This window comes from Streptomyces sp. NBC_00557, from assembly GCF_036345995.1.
Taxonomy (GTDB): Bacteria; Actinomycetota; Actinomycetes; order Streptomycetales; family Streptomycetaceae; genus Streptomyces.
In genome coordinates this window covers 212,745-229,726 of sequence record NZ_CP107797.1, presented here as the reverse complement: position 1 = coordinate 229,726, position 16,982 = coordinate 212,745, and the positions used below count along the sequence as shown (strand labels likewise).

The 16,982-nt window shown below is 74.2% G+C and carries 15 protein-coding genes; 1 reads left to right on the top strand and 14 read right to left on the bottom strand.

The features are described 5' to 3' along the window. Nucleotides 1-2 precede the first annotated feature (2 nt). The 11 genes from OG956_RS39680 to OG956_RS39630 all read right to left on the bottom strand — a co-directional run bounded on the left by OG956_RS39680 (nt 3) and on the right by OG956_RS39630 (nt 11,718). The gene (locus OG956_RS39680) at nt 3-1,325 is read right to left on the bottom strand and encodes an acyltransferase domain-containing protein (RefSeq protein ID WP_330343216.1); all 1,323 of its coding nucleotides are present in this window, start codon (nt 1,323-1,325) and stop codon (nt 3-5) included. After that, nucleotides 1,322-2,515: a hypothetical protein gene (locus tag OG956_RS39675; protein WP_330343215.1), complete on the bottom strand. Its 1,194-nt coding sequence runs from the start codon at nt 2,513-2,515 to the stop codon at nt 1,322-1,324. The genes OG956_RS39680 and OG956_RS39675 overlap by 4 nt, the downstream gene beginning before the upstream one ends. Continuing rightward, complete coding sequence (locus OG956_RS39670) at nt 2,515-3,693, bottom strand: acyl-CoA dehydrogenase family protein (RefSeq protein ID WP_330343214.1); 1,179 nt, start codon at nt 3,691-3,693, stop codon at nt 2,515-2,517. Before OG956_RS39670 ends, OG956_RS39675 begins: the two co-directional genes overlap by 1 nt. Further along, complete coding sequence (locus tag OG956_RS39665) at nt 3,678-3,959, bottom strand: acyl carrier protein (RefSeq protein WP_330343213.1); 282 nt, start codon at nt 3,957-3,959, stop codon at nt 3,678-3,680. The genes OG956_RS39670 and OG956_RS39665 overlap by 16 nt, the downstream gene beginning before the upstream one ends. Further along, nucleotides 3,952-4,857, bottom strand: coding sequence for a 3-hydroxyacyl-CoA dehydrogenase family protein (locus OG956_RS39660; protein WP_443065716.1), 906 nt, complete (start codon nt 4,855-4,857; stop codon nt 3,952-3,954). The genes OG956_RS39665 and OG956_RS39660 overlap by 8 nt, the downstream gene beginning before the upstream one ends. Further along, complete coding sequence (locus tag OG956_RS39655) at nt 4,845-5,591, bottom strand: thioesterase II family protein (RefSeq protein WP_330343212.1); 747 nt, start codon at nt 5,589-5,591, stop codon at nt 4,845-4,847. Before OG956_RS39655 ends, OG956_RS39660 begins: the two co-directional genes overlap by 13 nt. Continuing rightward, nucleotides 5,588-8,173, bottom strand: coding sequence for a type I polyketide synthase (locus OG956_RS39650; protein ID WP_330343211.1), 2,586 nt, complete (start codon nt 8,171-8,173; stop codon nt 5,588-5,590). The genes OG956_RS39655 and OG956_RS39650 overlap by 4 nt, the downstream gene beginning before the upstream one ends. 168 nt (nt 8,174-8,341) lie before the next feature. Next, nucleotides 8,342-9,832 (bottom strand): MocR-like transcription factor YczR, encoded by a 1,491-nt coding sequence (gene yczR, locus OG956_RS39645; protein WP_330343210.1) that lies wholly within the window; start codon nt 9,830-9,832, stop codon nt 8,342-8,344. A gap of 34 nt (nt 9,833-9,866) precedes the next feature. Beyond that, nucleotides 9,867-11,051 carry a ParB/RepB/Spo0J family partition protein gene (locus tag OG956_RS39640; protein ID WP_330343209.1) on the bottom strand — a complete coding sequence of 395 codons (1,185 nt, stop codon included), beginning with the start codon at nt 11,049-11,051 and terminating at the stop codon, nt 9,867-9,869. 45 nt (nt 11,052-11,096) lie between these two features. Next, nucleotides 11,097-11,231 (bottom strand): hypothetical protein, encoded by a 135-nt coding sequence (locus tag OG956_RS39635; protein ID WP_330343208.1) that lies wholly within the window; start codon nt 11,229-11,231, stop codon nt 11,097-11,099. 187 nt (nt 11,232-11,418) lie between these two features. Further along, nucleotides 11,419-11,718: a hypothetical protein gene (locus tag OG956_RS39630; RefSeq protein WP_330343207.1), complete on the bottom strand. Its 300-nt coding sequence runs from the start codon at nt 11,716-11,718 to the stop codon at nt 11,419-11,421. Between the two features lie 238 nt (nt 11,719-11,956). Here OG956_RS39630 and OG956_RS39625 point away from each other — a divergent pair, with 238 nt between their 5' ends. Further along, complete coding sequence (locus OG956_RS39625; protein ID WP_443065720.1) at nt 11,957-12,952, top strand: LuxR C-terminal-related transcriptional regulator; 996 nt, start codon at nt 11,957-11,959, stop codon at nt 12,950-12,952. Between the two features lie 27 nt (nt 12,953-12,979). On the opposite strand, the gene OG956_RS39620 is transcribed toward OG956_RS39625, so the two are convergent. The 3 genes from OG956_RS39620 to OG956_RS39610 are packed head-to-tail and all read right to left on the bottom strand — an operon-like array spanning nt 12,980 to nt 16,981. Then, nucleotides 12,980-13,564 carry a TIGR00730 family Rossman fold protein gene (locus tag OG956_RS39620; protein ID WP_330343205.1) on the bottom strand — a complete coding sequence of 195 codons (585 nt, stop codon included), beginning with the start codon at nt 13,562-13,564 and terminating at the stop codon, nt 12,980-12,982. Beyond that, entirely contained in the window at nt 13,561-14,856 is a 1,296-nt protein-coding gene (locus OG956_RS39615) for a Zn-dependent hydrolase (protein WP_330343204.1), read from the bottom strand. The genes OG956_RS39620 and OG956_RS39615 overlap by 4 nt, the downstream gene beginning before the upstream one ends. Before the next feature lie 31 nt (nt 14,857-14,887). Then, nucleotides 14,888-16,981 (bottom strand): M13 family metallopeptidase, encoded by a 2,094-nt coding sequence (locus OG956_RS39610; RefSeq protein WP_330343203.1) that lies wholly within the window; start codon nt 16,979-16,981, stop codon nt 14,888-14,890. Between the last annotated feature and the right edge of the window lies 1 nt (nt 16,982).

Below are 16,982 nucleotides of genomic sequence, written 5' to 3'. Positions count from 1 at the left end.
GCTCACTCCACTGCCACCTGCCCCCAGTCGATGTCCGTGCCGGCCGTCCACAGCTGGCCCAGCGCGGTGAGCAGCAGTTCCGCCTCGGGGCGGCTCTCGAAGACACCCGGCAGGGTCTGGACGACGCGCGCCGGCGCGTCGGCGGGCCGGTCCGGGTGCTGCAGGGCGAGCCGGGACAGAGCCTGTCCGGGGCCCAGTTCCACCAGCAGCGGGCGGGGCAGCCGCCAGGCCAGGGTCAGCTGGTCGGCGAACCGGATCGTCCGGCTCAGCTGCGCCGCCCAGTAGCCGGGACTGGTCGCCTCCTCGGCGCGCAGCCAGTTCCCGGTCACGCTGGACAGCAGGGGCAGTGCGGGCGGGCGGAGCGGGAGCGTGCCGAGCAGCCTCTCCAGCGGCTTCGCGAGCGGTCGTGCCTGCGCCGAGTGGAAGGCGTGCGTCGTGGCCAGGCGCCGGCAGGCGACGCCTTGGGCGGTCAGTTCCCGGGCGGCCTGCTCGATCGGCCCGGCAGGACCCGACAGCACCGTCTGCGCGGGCCCGTTGAGCGCGGCGACCGACACCGTGCCGTCGAGGTACGCGGTCAGTTGCCCGGGCCCGGCCATGACGGCGAGCATCGCTCCCGGCGGCAGCTCGGCCATCAGCCGGGCCCGCCGGACGACCAGGCGCAGCGCGTCCTGCAGGGTCAGCACTCCGGCGACGCACGCCGCGGCGGGCTCGCCGATGCTGTAGCCGGCCAGCGCCGCCGGTGCCGCGCCGAGCTCCGTCAGGGCGCGGGCCAGCGCGTACTGCACGGAGAACACGAGCGGTTGGGCGACGACCGTGCGGTGGATCTCCTGCGCCGTGGCGCGGTGGTCGTAGAGCCTGGCGAGGGCGTCGCCGCCGCGGAGGTCCGCGGTGGCGCCGGTGTCCGGGGGGAACAGCACCGGTCGGGGATCCAGGCCGTGCTCGGCGTCCAGCACCGCGAAGCAGCGGTCGAGTTCCCGCCGGAAGGCCGGAACGCAGCGGTACAGGCCTGCCCCGAGGCCGGGGTACTGGTCGCCGACGCCGCAGAACAGGAACACCCGGGAGGGGCGGTCGGGGGCAGGGCCTCCGGTGAACACCCGGCGCGGGTCGCGCCTGCGCAGCCGGCGGGCCGCGTCGGCCGGGGAGCTGGCGGCGACCGCGCGGCACAGCGGCCGCCGCACCGACCGCGTCGCGTCCGGGATCGCCGGCAGGCGGGCGAAGGCGGTGTCGTCCAGGCCGTCCAGCCGGGCGGCCAGGTCGTCGGTGGCCTGTTCCAGCGCCTCGGGCGTCGGCGCGGTCAGGGTGAGCAGACGCGCCGGCCCGCTCATGACGCCACCGCCGCGCGCACGTCCTCGGGCCAGCCGGCCGGATCCAGACCGTGCCGGCACAGGAAGGCGTAGGCGAGCCGTTCCAGGCCGAAGCCGGCGCAGCCGGTGAACACGGGCTCGTCGGCGTCGTCGGTGATCCCGAACCCCTTCGCGAAGTGCTGCTCGTGGTAGTTGAACGAGCCCACCGCGACGTCCTGCCCGTCCGCTTCGCCCCATGGCAGCCGCAGCTCGTACTTCAGCTTCAGCAGCCGCTGGGACCAGGACCGCTGGGCCGCGTCCTCGCCGAGGAAGAAGGGGTCGCCTGCGACCTCGCACCGGCCGCCCAGGCCGAGGGACTCCACCAGTGCGTAGGTGCGTTCCATCAGCCTGCTGCGACAATCGAGGACGAAGTCCGCCGGGCCCAGGAACACGGCCTCGCGAATGGTGAAGTCCCACAGCCGCTCCAGGGAACGGCGGTAGCGGGACTCGTGCCGGAACGACTTGCCGCGCGAGGTCACCACCAGTGACGGCGCGGGCAGCGGCCCGTCGGCGTACTGGTGGTAGGTGTGGAAGCACATCGTCGGCGGAAGACAGTGGTCGAAGGCGCCGCCGTGGGCGCGCAGCCCCTGCGTCAGGGCGCCCACACCGCCGCCGCAGTGGCCCATGGTCTGCAGGAAGCCGCGGTAGCTGTCGACGTCGGCGTGCAGCCGGGAGACGAACATCAGCAGGTGCGGGAAGGACTCGACGTAGCCGGTGCGGAGCAGGGCGTGGGCGGGCAGCAGCGTGGGATAGCGGAACTCGCGGGCACCGAACTCCGTGGCGAGCACGGCCCGCAGCCGGGCGTCGAGATGGTCCATGAGGGAGAGGACCGGCTCGCCGACGGCGAGCTGCCCGGCTCCGGACTCGGCCACGACGCCCTGTGCCACGAGTGCGCCGAACACGTCCCGCACCGGCCCCGCCGCGGCGGACTGCCACACCACCTCCGGTTCGGTCCGGCGCAGGCCCAGCACGTCGCCGGCCAGCAGGCCGAGTTTGCGGGCGAGCTCGGCCGGCGCGGCGGCGCACGGCGCCAGGGCCACGTCCACGGCGGTGACCTCGTCTCGCGTCCGCACCAGGGAGAAGCCGGTGATCGCCTCGGAGACGAAGTAGATCCGCCGGGCCAGGTCGTCGGCGAGGTGCAGGGGCACCGGCACGGCCAACGGGATCCTCATCACATCCCACCTCCCGACAACGCGCCCCGTACGCCGGTCAGTTCGGCGAGGATGCCGCGCTGGACGGCGTTGGTTCCCGCGTAGACGGGTCCGCCGAGGGCGTCGCGCAGCTCGCGCTCGATGCCGTCGTCGGCCAGGTAGCCGCGCGCCCCGTGCACCTCGGCCGCTTCCATGGCCGTCTGCACCAGCCCCTCGCTGATGACGATCTTCGCCATCGTGGCCTCCGGGAGCGCCAGCCGGCCCTCCCGCTTCAGCCACCCCACCCGGTAGAGCAGCATCCGGGACAGTTCCAGCCGGATCCTCATGTCCGCGATCCGGTGGGAGACCGCCTGGTAGGCGCCGATGCTGCGGCCGAACTGCCGGCGGGAGTTGGCGTGCCGCACGGAGGTCTCCAGCAGCCGCTCCATGGCGCCGACGTGGGCGGCGAACATGAAGGACCGCTCCCACTCGATGGCCGAGGTGAAGACCTGGTATCCGCCGCCCTCGCGGCCCAGCAGATGCGAGGCGGGCACCGGGGTGCCGTCGAACTCGACGCCCCCCATCGGGGTGCTGCGCAGCCCCATCTTCGATTGCTCGCGCGTCTTCACGACTCCGGGCATGTCGCTGGTGACCAGGAACGCCGACAGCTGGTCCTGCGCCCGGGCGCCGCCGTCGCCGGTGCGCGCGAGGGTGACGAAGACGTCGGCGACCGGGCCGTTGCTGACGAAGCACTTGCCGCCGTGGAGCCGGTAGCCGTCGCCCTCGCGCCGGGCGGTCGTGGTCATGCTCAGGATGTCCGAGCCGGCCTCGGGTTCGGACAGCGCGTGGGCACCGATGAGGGCGCCGGAGGCCAGCTGCGGCAGGAAGCGGCGCTTCTGCTCCGGCGTGCCGTGCAGCAGCAGGTGGATCACGCAGGCCCACAGATGGTTGTTGACCGCGAACACCAGCCCGTTGTCGCGGCATCCGTAGCCGAGCGCCTCCAGGGCGACGATGGTGGTCAGCGGGTCCAGGCCGCTTCCGCCGTACTCCTCGGGCACCGGCCAGCCCAGCACCCCGAAGTCGGCGCACCGCCGCCAGTCGGCCCAGGGGAAACTGCCCTCCCGGTCGCGGGCGTCGGCGTCGCGGCCGAGTTCCTCGCGGGCGAACGCGACGATTTCCTTGCGCAGCCGCCGCTGCTCCTCGGTCAGTTCGAAGTCCATACGGCGCCCCCCGCCGGTGTCCGCCGTCCGGCCACGAACGCCGCGACGGCGTCGACCGAGGAGAAGTTGGCGAAGTCCAGATCCGCGCCGTCCACGCGGATGCCGAAGGTCCGCTCCACCCACAGCACCATCTGCACGGCGAAGAGCGAGTTGACGTACCCGCCGGCCAGCAGGTCCTCGTCGTCGTCCACGAGCACGCCGTGCGTGTGCTCGGCGATGAAGTCGCGTATCAGGCGCTTGTCGTCCTCGGCCTTGTCGTCAGCCATGATGTGCCCCTCCGGATGCGGATGCGGATCGGGATGGAGTTGCGGACGCGGATGCGTACGAATGGAAGCCTCGGCCCGTCTTCCTGCCGAGCAGCCCGGCCTCGACGAGGCGCCGCAGCAGCGGGCAGGGCCGGAACTTGGGGTCGTTGAACTCCTCGTGGAGGACCTGGAGCGACAGCAGCACGGTGTCCAGGCCGATGAGGTCGGCCGTCTCCAGCGGCCCCATCGCGTGCCCGAGGCACTCCCGGAACAGCCGGTCGACCTCGTCGGCCCCGGCCACCTGCTCGTGGACCAGGAACATGGCCTCGTTGACGGTGAGCATGGCCACCCGGTTCGTCACGAAGCCCGGGGAATCGGCTACGACGATCTGCCTGCGGCCCACCCCCTCCAGCAGCGCCCGCGTGCGTGCCACGGTGTCGTCGCTGGTGTGGTGGCCGCGGATCACCTCGACCGTGGGCTTGAGCGGGGCGGGGTTCATGAAGTGCGTGCCGATGACGTGCTCCGGCCGGCTGGTGGCCGCGGCGACACGGGTGATGGGTATCGCGGACGTGTTGACGCCGAAGGGCACCCCGGGGCGGCACAGCGCGTCGAGTTCGCCGTACAGGGGGCGCTTGACCGCCCAGTCCTCGGTGACCATCTCGAAGACGTAGTCCGCCGTGCGCAAGGAGCGCAGGTCGGTGGTGAACCGGATGCGCCCGGTGACCTCCTCCGGTGAGCCGGGTCGCGTTCCCGGGCGGAGCAGCGGGGCGAGCCGCACGTTCGTGGCGATGCCGTCCCGTGCGGATGCGAGGGCCTGCTCGGCGGTGTCCACGAGCACGACCTCGTGGCCGTGCTCGGCGAAGAGCTGGGCGACTCCGCGCCCCATGGTGCCGGCGCCCACGACTCCTATACGGTCCACGGTCGGAGTCCTTTCGTCGTGATCTCCCCTATGGCGCGCAGGGCTTGCTCGCGCCCTTCGCGGAAGTAGAAGTGGCCGCCGGGCAGCAGCCGGGGCGCCTCGGGCGACGCCCGGGTGTGCGCCGCCCAGTCGGCGGCCCGGTCCGTCCACGGTTCACGCTCGCCCGCGAGGACGGTGATCGGGACGTCCAGCGGGCGGCCGGGGCGGTGCCGGTAGTTCTCCAGGAGAGCCAGGTCCGCCCGGAGGCAGGCGAGGGCGTCCGCCAGCAGCACGGGATCGTCGCGGACGTGGTCGAGGCGCTCGCCCCAGCGCCGTTCGAGCTCCGCGCACAGCCGGTCGTCCGGCAGGGTGCTCAGGCGGGTGCGCACCGGTGGCAGCGGTGGAGCCGGGCACGAGGAGACGATCAGCCGCTCGGGTCCGGGCAGGCCCCGGCGGCGCAGTTCCCGCGCCGTCTCGAACGCCACCAGCGCACCGAGGCTGTGCCCGAAGAACAGCGACGGCCGGTCGAAGGACATCTCCGACACCAGGGCGTCCACCAGTGGTTCGATGCGCGTGAAGGGCGGCTCCGCCCGGCGGGTGGTGCGGCCCGGCAGGTGTACGGCCCAGACCTGCACGCCGGGCAGGTCGTCGGACCAGCGGACGTACTCGCCCGGGGAGCCGCCGGCATGCGGGAAGCAGTAGAGGGAGACGGCCGCGTCCGGCCTCCGGTGCCTGCGCACGGCCCACCGGGTCATCGCGCACCTCCCGCTGCCACCCGCTCCCTGGAGACCGGCCGGCCCGAAAGGCCGGAGGGGGCGGCGCGGGCCATGCGGTCCTCGATGAGGGCGGCGAGCCGGGACGCGGTGGGCGCCTCGAACAGCATCCTGGGCACGAGGTCCACCGGGAACACCTCGCGCGCCCGTGCCGCGAACCGTGCGGCGATCAGCGAGTCGCCCCCGAGGTCGAAGAAGCTGTCGTCCGGCTCCACGTCGGGCAGTTGCAGGATCTCGGCGAACAGAGCGGTCACCGCGTCCAGGACGGAGGAGCCGTCGGGCGGTTCCGGTACGGCGGCCGGGGCCGGCTGGGCCGCCGGCGGCTCCTGCGTCGCGGCGGGCCGCCGGTCCGCGAAGTCCGACACGGTGTGCCGGACGCCCTCGAAGGGATACGCCGGCAGCGCCACCCGGGCGTGGCGCCGTCCCTCGGCCGGTTCGGGCCAGGCGATCCGTGCGCCCTTGAGCCACAGGGCTCCGAGCGTGCGCAGCACGTCCTCCTGGGAGCCCGGCACCCCGGCCGCCCCCAGGTCCAGCACGATGCGCTCCGCGTCCTGCTGCCGCTCGGCGCAGGGGTGCGGCTCCTCGGCCACCGCCCGTCGCAGGCACTCCGCCCAGTAGGCGGGATCCGCGGCCTCGGCCGCCGACACCCGGGGCGGCCCGTCCACCGTGAGCGGCAGCGCCGGGCGGCGCGGCGCGGCCCGCCGGACCAGGTCCGCCAGCCGCCCGGGTTCCGCCCCGTCGCAGGCCGCCGCCACCAGCCGGACGGCGTCGGCCGGCCGGAACACCCCTGCCACCACGGCCGCCGCGAGCGCCCCGGCTCCCCGCCCCTCGACGGCGCCCGGTTCGACGCCGGCCCGCTGCCACAGGCGGGCGCAGTGGTGCAGGCGGGTGAACCAGCGCAGCGCCGCGCCCGGTCCGGCGAGCGGGTCGCCCGCCGCCGGGAACCGGAAGACCACCGGCCCGGGCCGGGCTTCGGCCGGGGCGGTGACGAGCCGGTCCGGTTCGGCGCCGTCCAGCACACGGAGGGCGTCGGCGTGCCCCCGCACGAGGGCGAACCGCCGGCGGCCGAGTTCGCGGCGCCCGGTCTGCAGGGTCCATGCCACGTCCGCAGGCGGCAGGTCGCGGTGCGCGCGCAGATGCCGGGCGAGGCGGCGGGTGGCAGCGTCCAGCGCCTCGGGGGTCCGGGCCGACAGCGGCAGCAGGTACCAGGAGCGGGGCGGCGGCGCGGGCCGCCGCGCCGGCGGGGGCTCCTCCAGCACGACGTGTGCGTTGGTGCCGCCCACGCTGAACGAGCTGACGCCCGCGCGCCTGGGCAGGCCGTCCGGCGGCTCCCAGCGCCGGGTGCGGGTGACCACCTCGAACGGGACGGCCGCGAAGTCGATGTGCGGGTTGGGGGTGTCGAAGTGCAGGCTGGGCGGCAGGACGCCGTGCTTCAGCGCGAGGACCGTCTTGATCAGTCCTGCCGCGCCCGCCGCGGCGTCGGTGTGGCCGATGTTGGTCTTCACCGACCCGATCCAGCACGGGCCGCGGCGGTCGGTATCCCGGCCGAACGCCCGGGTAAGCGCCGCGATCTCGACGGGGTCGCCGAGCGGCGTGCCCGTCCCGTGGGCCTCCACGTAGGTGCAGCCGGCCGCGTCGATCCCGGCCGCGCGCTGCGCGCTCGCGATCACGGCCGCCTGCCCGTCGACGCCGGGAGCGGTGAACCCGATCCGGTCGGCGCCGTCGTTGTTCACCGCCGACCCGCGGATGACCGCGTCCACCCGGTCACCGTCGGCCAGCGCCTCCGCCAGCCGCTTGAGCACCACGATGCCGGCGCCGTCGCCGCCCACCAGCCCGCGCGCACGGGCGTCGAAAGCGCGGCACACGCCGTCCGGGTCCTGGATGCCCACGTCGTCGCACGGGCGGGCGGGGGACGGCAGCCGGACGGTGACACCGCCGGCCAGAGCGAGGTCGCAGTCGCCGTTCAGCAGCCCCCGCACCGCGAGGTGGACGGCCACCAGCGAGGTGGCGCAGGCCGCCTGCACCGTGACGGCCGGACCGCGCAGGCCGAGCCGGTGGGCGACCCTGCTGCACAGGAAGTCGGGCCCGTTGGCCACCCGGATCTCCCAGTCGGACACGGTGGACAGCGGCCCGTGCCCGGACCGGTGCTGTTCGCGCAGCTCCCGGATCAGCTGAGCGTAGCCGTTCTCGCTGCTGCCGGCGTAGACGCCGATGGCGCCGGCGTACCGGGCGGGGTCGTAACCGGCGTTCTCCAGCGCCTCCACGGCGCACTCCAGGAACACCCGGTGCTGCGGGTTGATCAGCCGGGCCTCCCGCGGCGACAGGCCGAAGTACTCCGCGTCGAAGCGTTCGGGGTCGGCGAGCAGTCCTCTGGCGACGTGGCCGCCGGGGGTGACGCGGCGCGTGATCGAGTCGACGCCGTCGACCAGGTTCCGCCAGAACCTGTCCGCGTCGCGCGCTCCGGGGAAGCGGCATGCCAGACCGATCACGGCCACGTGGGAGGAGCTGTCGTCGCGCCTCGCCACCGGGCCCGCCGACGTCGTCATCGCCCTGAATCCGGACACATCTGCCACCTCACCTGCGAAGAAACGAACGGAGAACTCCCCCGGCCGCCGCCGGGTGCCCGGACGGCCGGCCCGTGGCCCCGGTCCGCCGGGACCGGCCGGGAGCCGGGGGATCCGCGGTCGTCGGCTGACGCCCGGTCAGCCGGCTTCCCTGTGGTCCTCGTGCGGTCAGAACGACGTCGGCGCGTCGCGTCCGCCGGATCTCGTGCCGGGCGGCAGGGCCCGTACCGCCTCGGCCAGGCGTCGTACCGCCTCGGCGAGGACGTCGGGCGGTTGCGTGTACGGCAGCCGGACGTGGTCGTCCGCCGCGCCCGCCCCGGCGCTGAACTCCGGTTCGGCGGCCAGGCGTACACCGTGCCGTTCGGCGGCCTCGGCGACCGCCCGGGCGGAGACGCCGCCGGTCCGCACCCACAGCGCGAGCCCGCCGGCGGGCTCCCGGAAGGACCAGGCGGGAAGCTCCCGGCGCAGCAGGGTCACGAGCGTGTCGCGTCCCCTGCGGGCCCGTTCGCGCTGGAAATCCAGGACCGCGGCCGGCTCGCCCGCGTCGCCGAGCAGCCGGGCGAGCACGAGCTGGTCGATGACCGGGCAGGAGACGTCCAGGCCGAGGCGCTGTTCCGCCAGCCGGCGCACGGTCGGCGCGCCGGCCCGGATCCAGCCGATCCGCAGTCCGCCCCAGTACGACTTGTCCGCCGAGCCCACGGCGATCACCGTGTCCGGCCCGTCCGGCCGGCCGTGGACGGACGGCGCGGGCGGCGGCTGGACCGCCGGGTCGAGCCACAGTTCGGTCAGGGTCTCGTCGACCACCAGGGTCACCCCGGCCGTCCGGGCGAGCGCGATCAGCGCGCAACGCTGCTCCGGCGGCATCAGCAGACCGGTCGGCACGTGGAAGTCGGGTGTGAGCAGGGCCAGTCGCGGCCGGGCCGCGTGCAGCGTCTCCCGCCACGCCGACAGGTCCCAGCCGCTGTCGCACAGCCTCACGGGGACGGGCCGGACCCCGGCCTGGCGCAGGGACCGCAGCACCCCCGGGTGCGTCGGCGCCTCCACGGCCATCCGGTCGCCGGCCGCACCGAACTGCCGCAGCAACAGCGTCAGGGCGCCGGTCGCGCCGTTGGTGACGAGGATCTGCGCGGGGTCGGTGGGCAGGCCGCGCGCCGTGTAGCGGGCGGCGATGGCCTCGCGCAGCTCCGGCAGCCCGGCCGGGAACGCGCCGTGTCCGCCGGTGTGCCGGACAAGTCGCGCCGCGGCATCTGCCGTCGCGCGGGACAGCCACGGTTCGGGGGCCGGCAGTGCGGCGACCATCAGGTCGATCGGCCGGGCCGCCGGATCCCCGGCCAAGGCCGGCCGGGGATCCGGCGGGCCGGCCCGGCCGGGGGCGACGAAGGTGCCCACGCCTCTGCGGCTGACCAGCCTGCCCTGCGCGCGCAGCAGCCGGTAGGCCGACGCCACCGTCGTACGGCTCACCGCCAGAGCGTCCGCCAGGTCGCGCTCGGCGGGCAGCCGGCTCGTCACGGGCAGCCACCCGTCCCGGACCAGTCCGCACACGGAGTCGGCCAGCGCCGTGTAGGTGCTGCCGTCCGTGCGCCACTCGCCGAGAAGTTCGCGCAGCTGGTGCGCGCCGATCCGGGTCCCGGCCGGCGGCGCCTGCCGGCTCTCCGTCACCTGCCGCCTCCTTCTGTCGTGCCGGCCGGGGCGCTCACGCGCCCAGCGAGCCGATCTCGTCGGCCCCGTCCACGTCGAGGCCCTGCGCGGCGTCGTCACCCGTCTCCTCGACGTACCGCGCGAGGTCGTCGGCGAGCAGCCGCCAGGCCCCGGCGTATCCGTGGGCGAGCCGTGCCAGGGGTTCCTTGCAGTGCGCGGGCACCGTGGCGGCGATCCGCCGGCGTTCCCGGGTGACCAGTGCGCAGGCGTCGAGCAGGCGCAGCAGGGAGCGCCCAGCCTCGCTGAACCGCAGGGAGGGGTCCCGGCGCAGCGCTTCGGTGATCCGCGCGACGTCGTCGTGGGCCGCGGCCGGCCCTGCGGGGACGCGGCGCAGCGCGCCGGGCTGCCGGCCCCGCGCGGCGTCGCCCGCCGGGGCCGTGTCGGCCCGTACGCCCGCCGCCGCTCCCGCCTTCGCGGCGGGCGCGGGCAGGGCCGTCACCTCGGCCGCGTGACCGGGTGGTTCCGCGGAGGCGAGGGACCGTGGCGGGGCCGCCGGCCGACGGCCCCGGTCCGGCACCGGGCTCTCACCGCGCCGGATGCGGTCGCGCACGTCGGCGACGGTCGCCGGGGCGAGGCCCACCTGCGCCGCGATCTGGCGCAGGGAGGCGCCGGGGTTGGTGCGCAGCAACTCGCCGGCCCGTTCCCGGCTGTGCGAGGAGTCGACTGGCCGGCACCTGCCGTCCCGGCCCACTCTGCGTTCGGTCTGTGGAAGGGCCGCCTCCTTGCGCAGGCGTCCCACCCGTTTCGGGGACAGGCCCGCGACGGCCGCAACTGCCCGGTCCGACCATCCCGGATGGGAGGCGAAGATGCGCAGTGCCGCGGCGGTGCGGTCCGCCGCGGACAGCGGGCGCCCGTGCGTGATGTTGGTTGCCACCGCAAGCAGCCGGGCGTCGGACAGTCCACCGTCGAAGAACCGTACCGCGATGCGGTCCTGCCCCCTCAGTTCGGCCACGCGCAGCCGGTGGACGCCGTCGATGACGGTCATGCTCGGGCGGTGCACCAGGATGGGCGGAAGCTCGTCGCACGTCTCCGCGAGGGTGCGGACGTGCTCGGGGTCCTCGCCGTCGACCCGCGGGGAGAGGCCGGTGACGAGCGTGTCGACAGGAATTTCTTCGACGGGTTGTCCCCGAAACAGGGAGTCCCGGATTCGGATCAGGTATTCCGCGTCTTCTCGAGCCATGAGTTCCCCTTGGACAACTGCGGATCCGACGCCCGAGAAACGCCCTTACTGCCAGCCGTGATCGTCGTCGTGCGTGTTGGCCACAGCCACCGCACTGGTCTGCGTCTGATTCTCCGGCAGCCGGTCGCCGAGGTGCGCCGCGATTCCTGTGGTCGTCGCCAGGAAGACAGCGGTCACCATTGCACTCCGGACGGCACGGCGAGAAATCGAGCGGACCATTCTCCTGCCTTTCCCTCGGCTCCAATTCGCTGACGGTAAATAGGTTGCCGTCCGCGGTGGGCGAGTGAAAGGGGGGCCGCCGGGGTCAAAGCGGCCGTGTCCTACTCAGGTCAGACACGGCGCCGCCGGGCCGACGGGCGCGGCGGTCTCACGGCCACGTGTCGATCCGCAGCAGCGGCACCTCGGCCCGCACCAGCTCCCAGTCGCTCAACTGCGCGACGCACAAGGCGGCGTGGCGCCACAGCGAGCCGGCCGCCGCCTCCGCCTCGGCCAGCGAGTCGGCCCGCAGGTAGAAGCCCAGTACCGGATGGGGACGCGTGTCGGCGTGCACGCTGAGGTGCTCGAAGCCGCCTCGGCCCGCGCAGACGCGGGTGATGAGCTCCGCGGCCGCGTGCGGCAGCGCCGCACCGGAAGAGCGCTGCCTGATGGACACGTGGACGAGATACATGCTCGGACCTGATTCGTCGGAGGGTCACGGACGTCTTCGGCCGGATCCGCCGCCCGGCAGGCAGTCGGAACGGACCGGAATATACGGGATATATGGCGTGGGTGAATCGAATCGGTTCATCGCGACTTCCGTCCTCTTGCTGAGCCGCAGAGCCATCACCTAACGTCAAACACTGATCAAGCCCTCAGGCCTATCGGAGCACGTCTGCATGGTTGACAGGGAGCCGGAACGCCTCGGAATGCTACACACGCTCGGACTTGACCCGGTGGCTGAATCCGTCTACCGGGCCATGTTGAACAGACCCCGGGGAGTCGCCGAGATATCCCGGTGGCTGGATCTGCCCGAGGATGACGTGCGCGGCGCGCTCGACAGGCTCAGCGCCCTGGCCCTGGTCCGCGCGTCCACGGAGAATCCTCACCAATTACATGCGGTGAGTCCTCATCTGGGCATGGAAATTCTGATCGCCCAGCAGCAGGCGGAACTCGCCGAGCAGCAGCGCAGACTCGAGGCGAGCCGGGCGGCTGCGGCCAGATTCATCGTGGACTACGACGTGGGCCGGCAGGCCGAGTCGGATGCCGACATCACGCACCTCAGGGGCCTGGACGCCATCCGCGACCGTCTGGCCGTGCTCAACAGCAAAGTGTCCAGGGAACTGCTCACCTTCGCTCCGGGCGGTCCGCAAACGCCGGAGAACATGAAGGCCTCCCGTCCGCTCAACCAGCAACTGCTCGAGCGCGGTGTGCGGATGCGCACCCTCTACCTGGACAGCATCCGCAGCGACCGGGCGACCGTGGACCACGCGCGCTGGCTGATCGAGCAGGGCTGCCAGGTGCGCACCGTGCCGTCGCTGCCGAACCGGATGATCATCTACGACCGGCAGTTCGCCGTGATCGCCTCCAACGCCGACGACACCGCCGCCGGCGCGGTGCAGTTGAGCTCACCGGGAATGATCACGGTGCTGCACGCTCTGTTCGAGAGCGTGTGGCAGTCCGCCGCTCCGCTGGAGGAACCCGCCCATCCGCGTCCCGGCGGGCTGACCCGCCAGCAGGCCGAGGCCCTCAGGCTCCTGGCGCTCGGCCACACCGACGAGGCCATCGCCAAGCGACTCGGCGTGTCACCGCGTACCGCGCGGCGCATCGCGTCCAGCCTCATGACGTACCTGAATGCCCGCAGCCGTTTCCAGGCCGGGGTGATCGCCGTGCAGAAAGGATTCCTTGACACGCCGGTGGAATGACGGGGTCGCCGGCGCGCGGTCGCCGCGTCAGCCCACCGCGACCGGTTCCGCCACCTTGCCGGCCCCCAGCAGGGACAGCGCCTCCTCGGCCGTCCCGGCGACCTGCACCAGCCGGCGTTCGCGCGCGGCCAGGAAGCCCTCGGCGACCAGATGGTCCAGCATGGCGAGCAACGGGTCGTAGAACCCACGGTGGTTGACCACCACCAGCGGCTTGTCGAGCAGCGACAGCTGGTTCCAGGTGGCCACCTCCATCAGCTCGTCCAGCGTGCCCAGGCCGCCCGGCAGCACCGCGAACCCGGAGGCGAGCCGGTACATGAGCGCCTTGCGGTCGTGCATGTCGCGCACCAGGTAGACGGTGCCCGGCGCGCGGTCCGCCCGCTCGCGCTCGTGCAGGGTGCGCGGGATGACCCCGGTGACCGCCCCGCCGTGCTCCAGCACCCCGTCGGCGACGGCCCGCATGACGCCCACCCCGCCGGCGCCGTAGACCAGATCCAGACCGTGCCGGGCGAGCGCGGCGCCGAAGGCGCCGGCGAAGTCCAGGTGTTCCGCCCGGACGCCCGGGCGGGCTCCGCAGAAGACGGCGATCCGACGGCTCTTTCCCGGCGCGTTCACAGCTGCTCCTCCCGTTCCGTGGTGCGCAGCACGGTCCGCAGCAGCACCCGCGCCCCTGCCACGAGGTCCTCCGCCGCGGTGTCCTCCTGCGGCACATGGCTGACGCCGCCGATGCTCGGCACGAAGATCATGCCGATCGGCGCGAGGCCGGCCACGAACTGGGCGTCGTGCCCGGCCCCGCTGGGCAGCTCCTCGTATGGCAGGGCGAGCTCGTCCGCGCTCAGCGCGATCGCCTCGCGCAGCCGTGCGTCCGTGGAGACCGGATCGGACCGGGTCTCGGCCACCACCTCGATCTCGGTGCCGGTGGCTGCGGCGATGTCGTCCAGCATCGCGCGCAGCGCCGCCTCCGCGTCTGCCATCCGCCATACGTCGGTGTCGCGCAGGTCCACGGTCGTCCGCACCGCGCCGGCGATGGTGTTCGGCGTGTTCGGGTAGGGGTCGAGGCGGCCCACGGTGGCCACCCGGCACAGGTCGCGCCGCCCGGCGATGTGCTCCGCCGCCAGCACCACGCGCGCCGCCGCGCACAGCGCGTCCCGGCGGCCCTCCATCGGGGTCGTCCCGGAGTGGCCGGCCCTGCCGCGGATCTCCAGGGTGAGCACGATCCGTCCGGTGATCGCGTCCACCACGCCGATCCTGCTGCCGCCGCGCTCCAGCACCGGGCCCTGCTCCACGTGGAGTTCCAGGTACGCCGACACCGAGCCCTTCGGCCAGCAGGCGCTGCCCAGGGCGTCGAGGTCGCCGCCGGCCAGGCGCAGCGCCTCGCGCAGCGGCCGTCCCTGGTGGTCGCGCGGCTCCCGGGGCAGGTTCTCGATCCGGCCGGCGACGGCCATGGAGCCCCAGAAGGGCTGGGGGAAGAGCGCGCCCTCCTCGTTGGCGAAGGCCACCGCCACGCAGTCCCGGCGCAGTCGGGCGCCTGACTCGACCACCGTCTGCAGGACCTCCAGGGCGGCGAGCACACCGTAGGCGCCGTCCAGGCGTCCGCCGTCGACCACGGTGTCCAGGTGCGAGCCCATCATCACCACCGGCCCGTCGGCGGTGGGCCGGTCGGTGGGCCGCCGCCTGACGACTATGTTCCCCGCGGCGTCCACGGCCGGGAACAGGCCGGCGGCCCGGGCCTCGTCCATCAGGTAGGCCCGGGCCTCGCGGTCGGCGGCGCTGAACCCGGTACGGGTGATGCCGCCGCCGACCGGATCGGCGCCGATCCGCCCCAGCTCCCTGATGCGGCGCAGCAGCCGCTCGGCGTCGATGTCGAGGGCCAGTGAACCGGCCCGTTCGACGACTGTGTGACTCATGTGTCCTTCGCTCCCTTCGGGTGAGCAGGGCTCAGCCCAGCAGTGAGAACCGGGCTTCGGGCGGGATGTGCAGACGGTCCGTCTCGGTGACGCCGAAGGCCTCGTAGAAGGCGGGGATGTGGCCGAGGACGCCGTTGCAGCGGAACTCCGGCGGCGCGTGGGAGTCGTGTGCGAGGCGCTCCAGCGTCCGGCCCGGGGTGCGTTCGGCCCGCCACATGGTGGCCCACAGCATGAAGAACCGCCGCAGCCGTCGCCGGCGGGGCTCGCCGGTGACGCCGAGCGCGTCGAGGTGGGCGCAGAAGGCCTGCTGGGCGACTGCCAGACCGGTGATGTCGGCGATGTTCTCCCCGAGGGTGCGTGCTCCGCTGACCCGGGCGCCGCCGGCCCCGCCGGGGGCGTATCCGTCGTACTGCCGCACCAGCAGGGCGCTGCGGCGCTCGAACTCGGCCCGGTCCTCGGGCGCCCACCAGGAACGCAGCCGGCCGTGCCCGTCGTAGCGGGAGCCACGGTCGTCGAAGGCGTGCGACATCTCGTGGCACACGATGGACCCCAGCACGGCGAGGTTGCGAGCGGTGTCGCCGGCGGGGTCGAACACCGGCGGGCGCAGCAGGGCGGCGGGGATCACCACCTGGTTCAGGCTGTGCCGGTAGTAGGCGGTGACCGACTGCGGCGGCACTTTCCAGTCCGCGCGGTCCACCGGCCCGCCCAGGCGGCCGAGTTCGCGGGCGATGTGCCAGGCGCGGGACCGCTTGACGTTGCCCACCAGGTCGGCGGGGTCGGTGCGCAGACCGGCGCAGCCGACGGGGGCCGTCGGGGCGCCGATGTCGAAGCGCATGGCGTCGAGCTTGGCCAGTGCGGCGCGCCGGGTGGCCGGCCGCATCCAGCGCGCCTGCTCCAGGCAGCGGCGGTAGGTGCCGACGAGGTGGTCCACCAGCTGCCGTGCGGCGGCCAGCGTGCCGGGGGCCACGTGCTCGCGCAGGTAGCGCTCTCCGACGACGTCCCCGAGGGCCGTCTGCACGAAGGCGCTGGCCCGCCGGCGGCGCGGCCAGGGCTGTCGGGCGCCGGTGAGTTCCCGCCAGTACCAGCGGAAGTGCTCGGCGAAGACCGCGCGCGGCCCGAAGGGCGCCATCTCGTGCACGTACCGCCAGGCGAGCCACAGGCGCAGCGACCGCAGGTCGGCGCCGGCCCACCACTCTTCGAACGCCGTCACGAAGGCGCCCGGCCGGACGCGGACGACCGCCTGCGACGCCGCCGCCCCCAGTTCCCGCAGCCACTCCCCCCACGCGAACCCCTGGTCGCGCAGGGCGAGTTCACCGACGAGGCAGCGGACCGGCGAGGCGGTGTCCGGGGCCGCGCAGCCGGCGGCCGGGGAGGCGGTCGCGGGCGGGCCGTCGTGCGCAGCGGATGCGAAGGCGGTGGCGCCGGTGGGCGCGCCGGCCTCGTGGGCGCACATGTGGAGGCGGGCCAGGGCCGTCTCGGCGCGGACGATGTGCTCGGCGGCTTCGGCCGGGGCCGGCAGGCCCGCGTGGGCGAGCATGGCGCTCACGTGCCGGGCGTAGCGGCGCAGCAGTGGTCCGGCGCCGTCCGCGAGGTACAGTTCGGGGCGCGGCAGGCCCAGGCCGGACGCGGTCAGCGTCAGGGCGTAGCGGGTGCCGTCGGCCGGGTCCACGGAGACGGACGGCTCCAGCGCGCCGCGCACCCCCTGCGCCTGCAGCCGGCCGAGGACGGCGGCCAGCGCGCGGCGGTCGGGCGCGCTGCGGACAAGGGCGAGGTCAGCGGCGAGCGGTGTCGCTCCGCGCGCCTCGATGGTCTCCTCGTCCATGAAGCTCGTGTACAGATCGGCCATGGCCCGGGTGGCGGGGTCGCCGGCGCCGGCGCCGGCCGCCGCCCGCCGGATGAGACGGGCCACGTCGTCCTCGACCTCGTCGGCCAGCAGCGACAGCAGCGTCGCCTCGGCCTGGTGCTCCGGAAGGACGAACGCGTCCGACCAGAGCCCGTTGACGTACCGGTGGAAGTCGTCCTGCGCCCGCGCCGAGGGGTCGACGACGAGGTCGCCGAGGCGTGGCCCCGCGCCGTTCGCCTCCGGGCCGGAAGCGGGAGCGGTCGCCTCGGTCGTGGCGCGCACG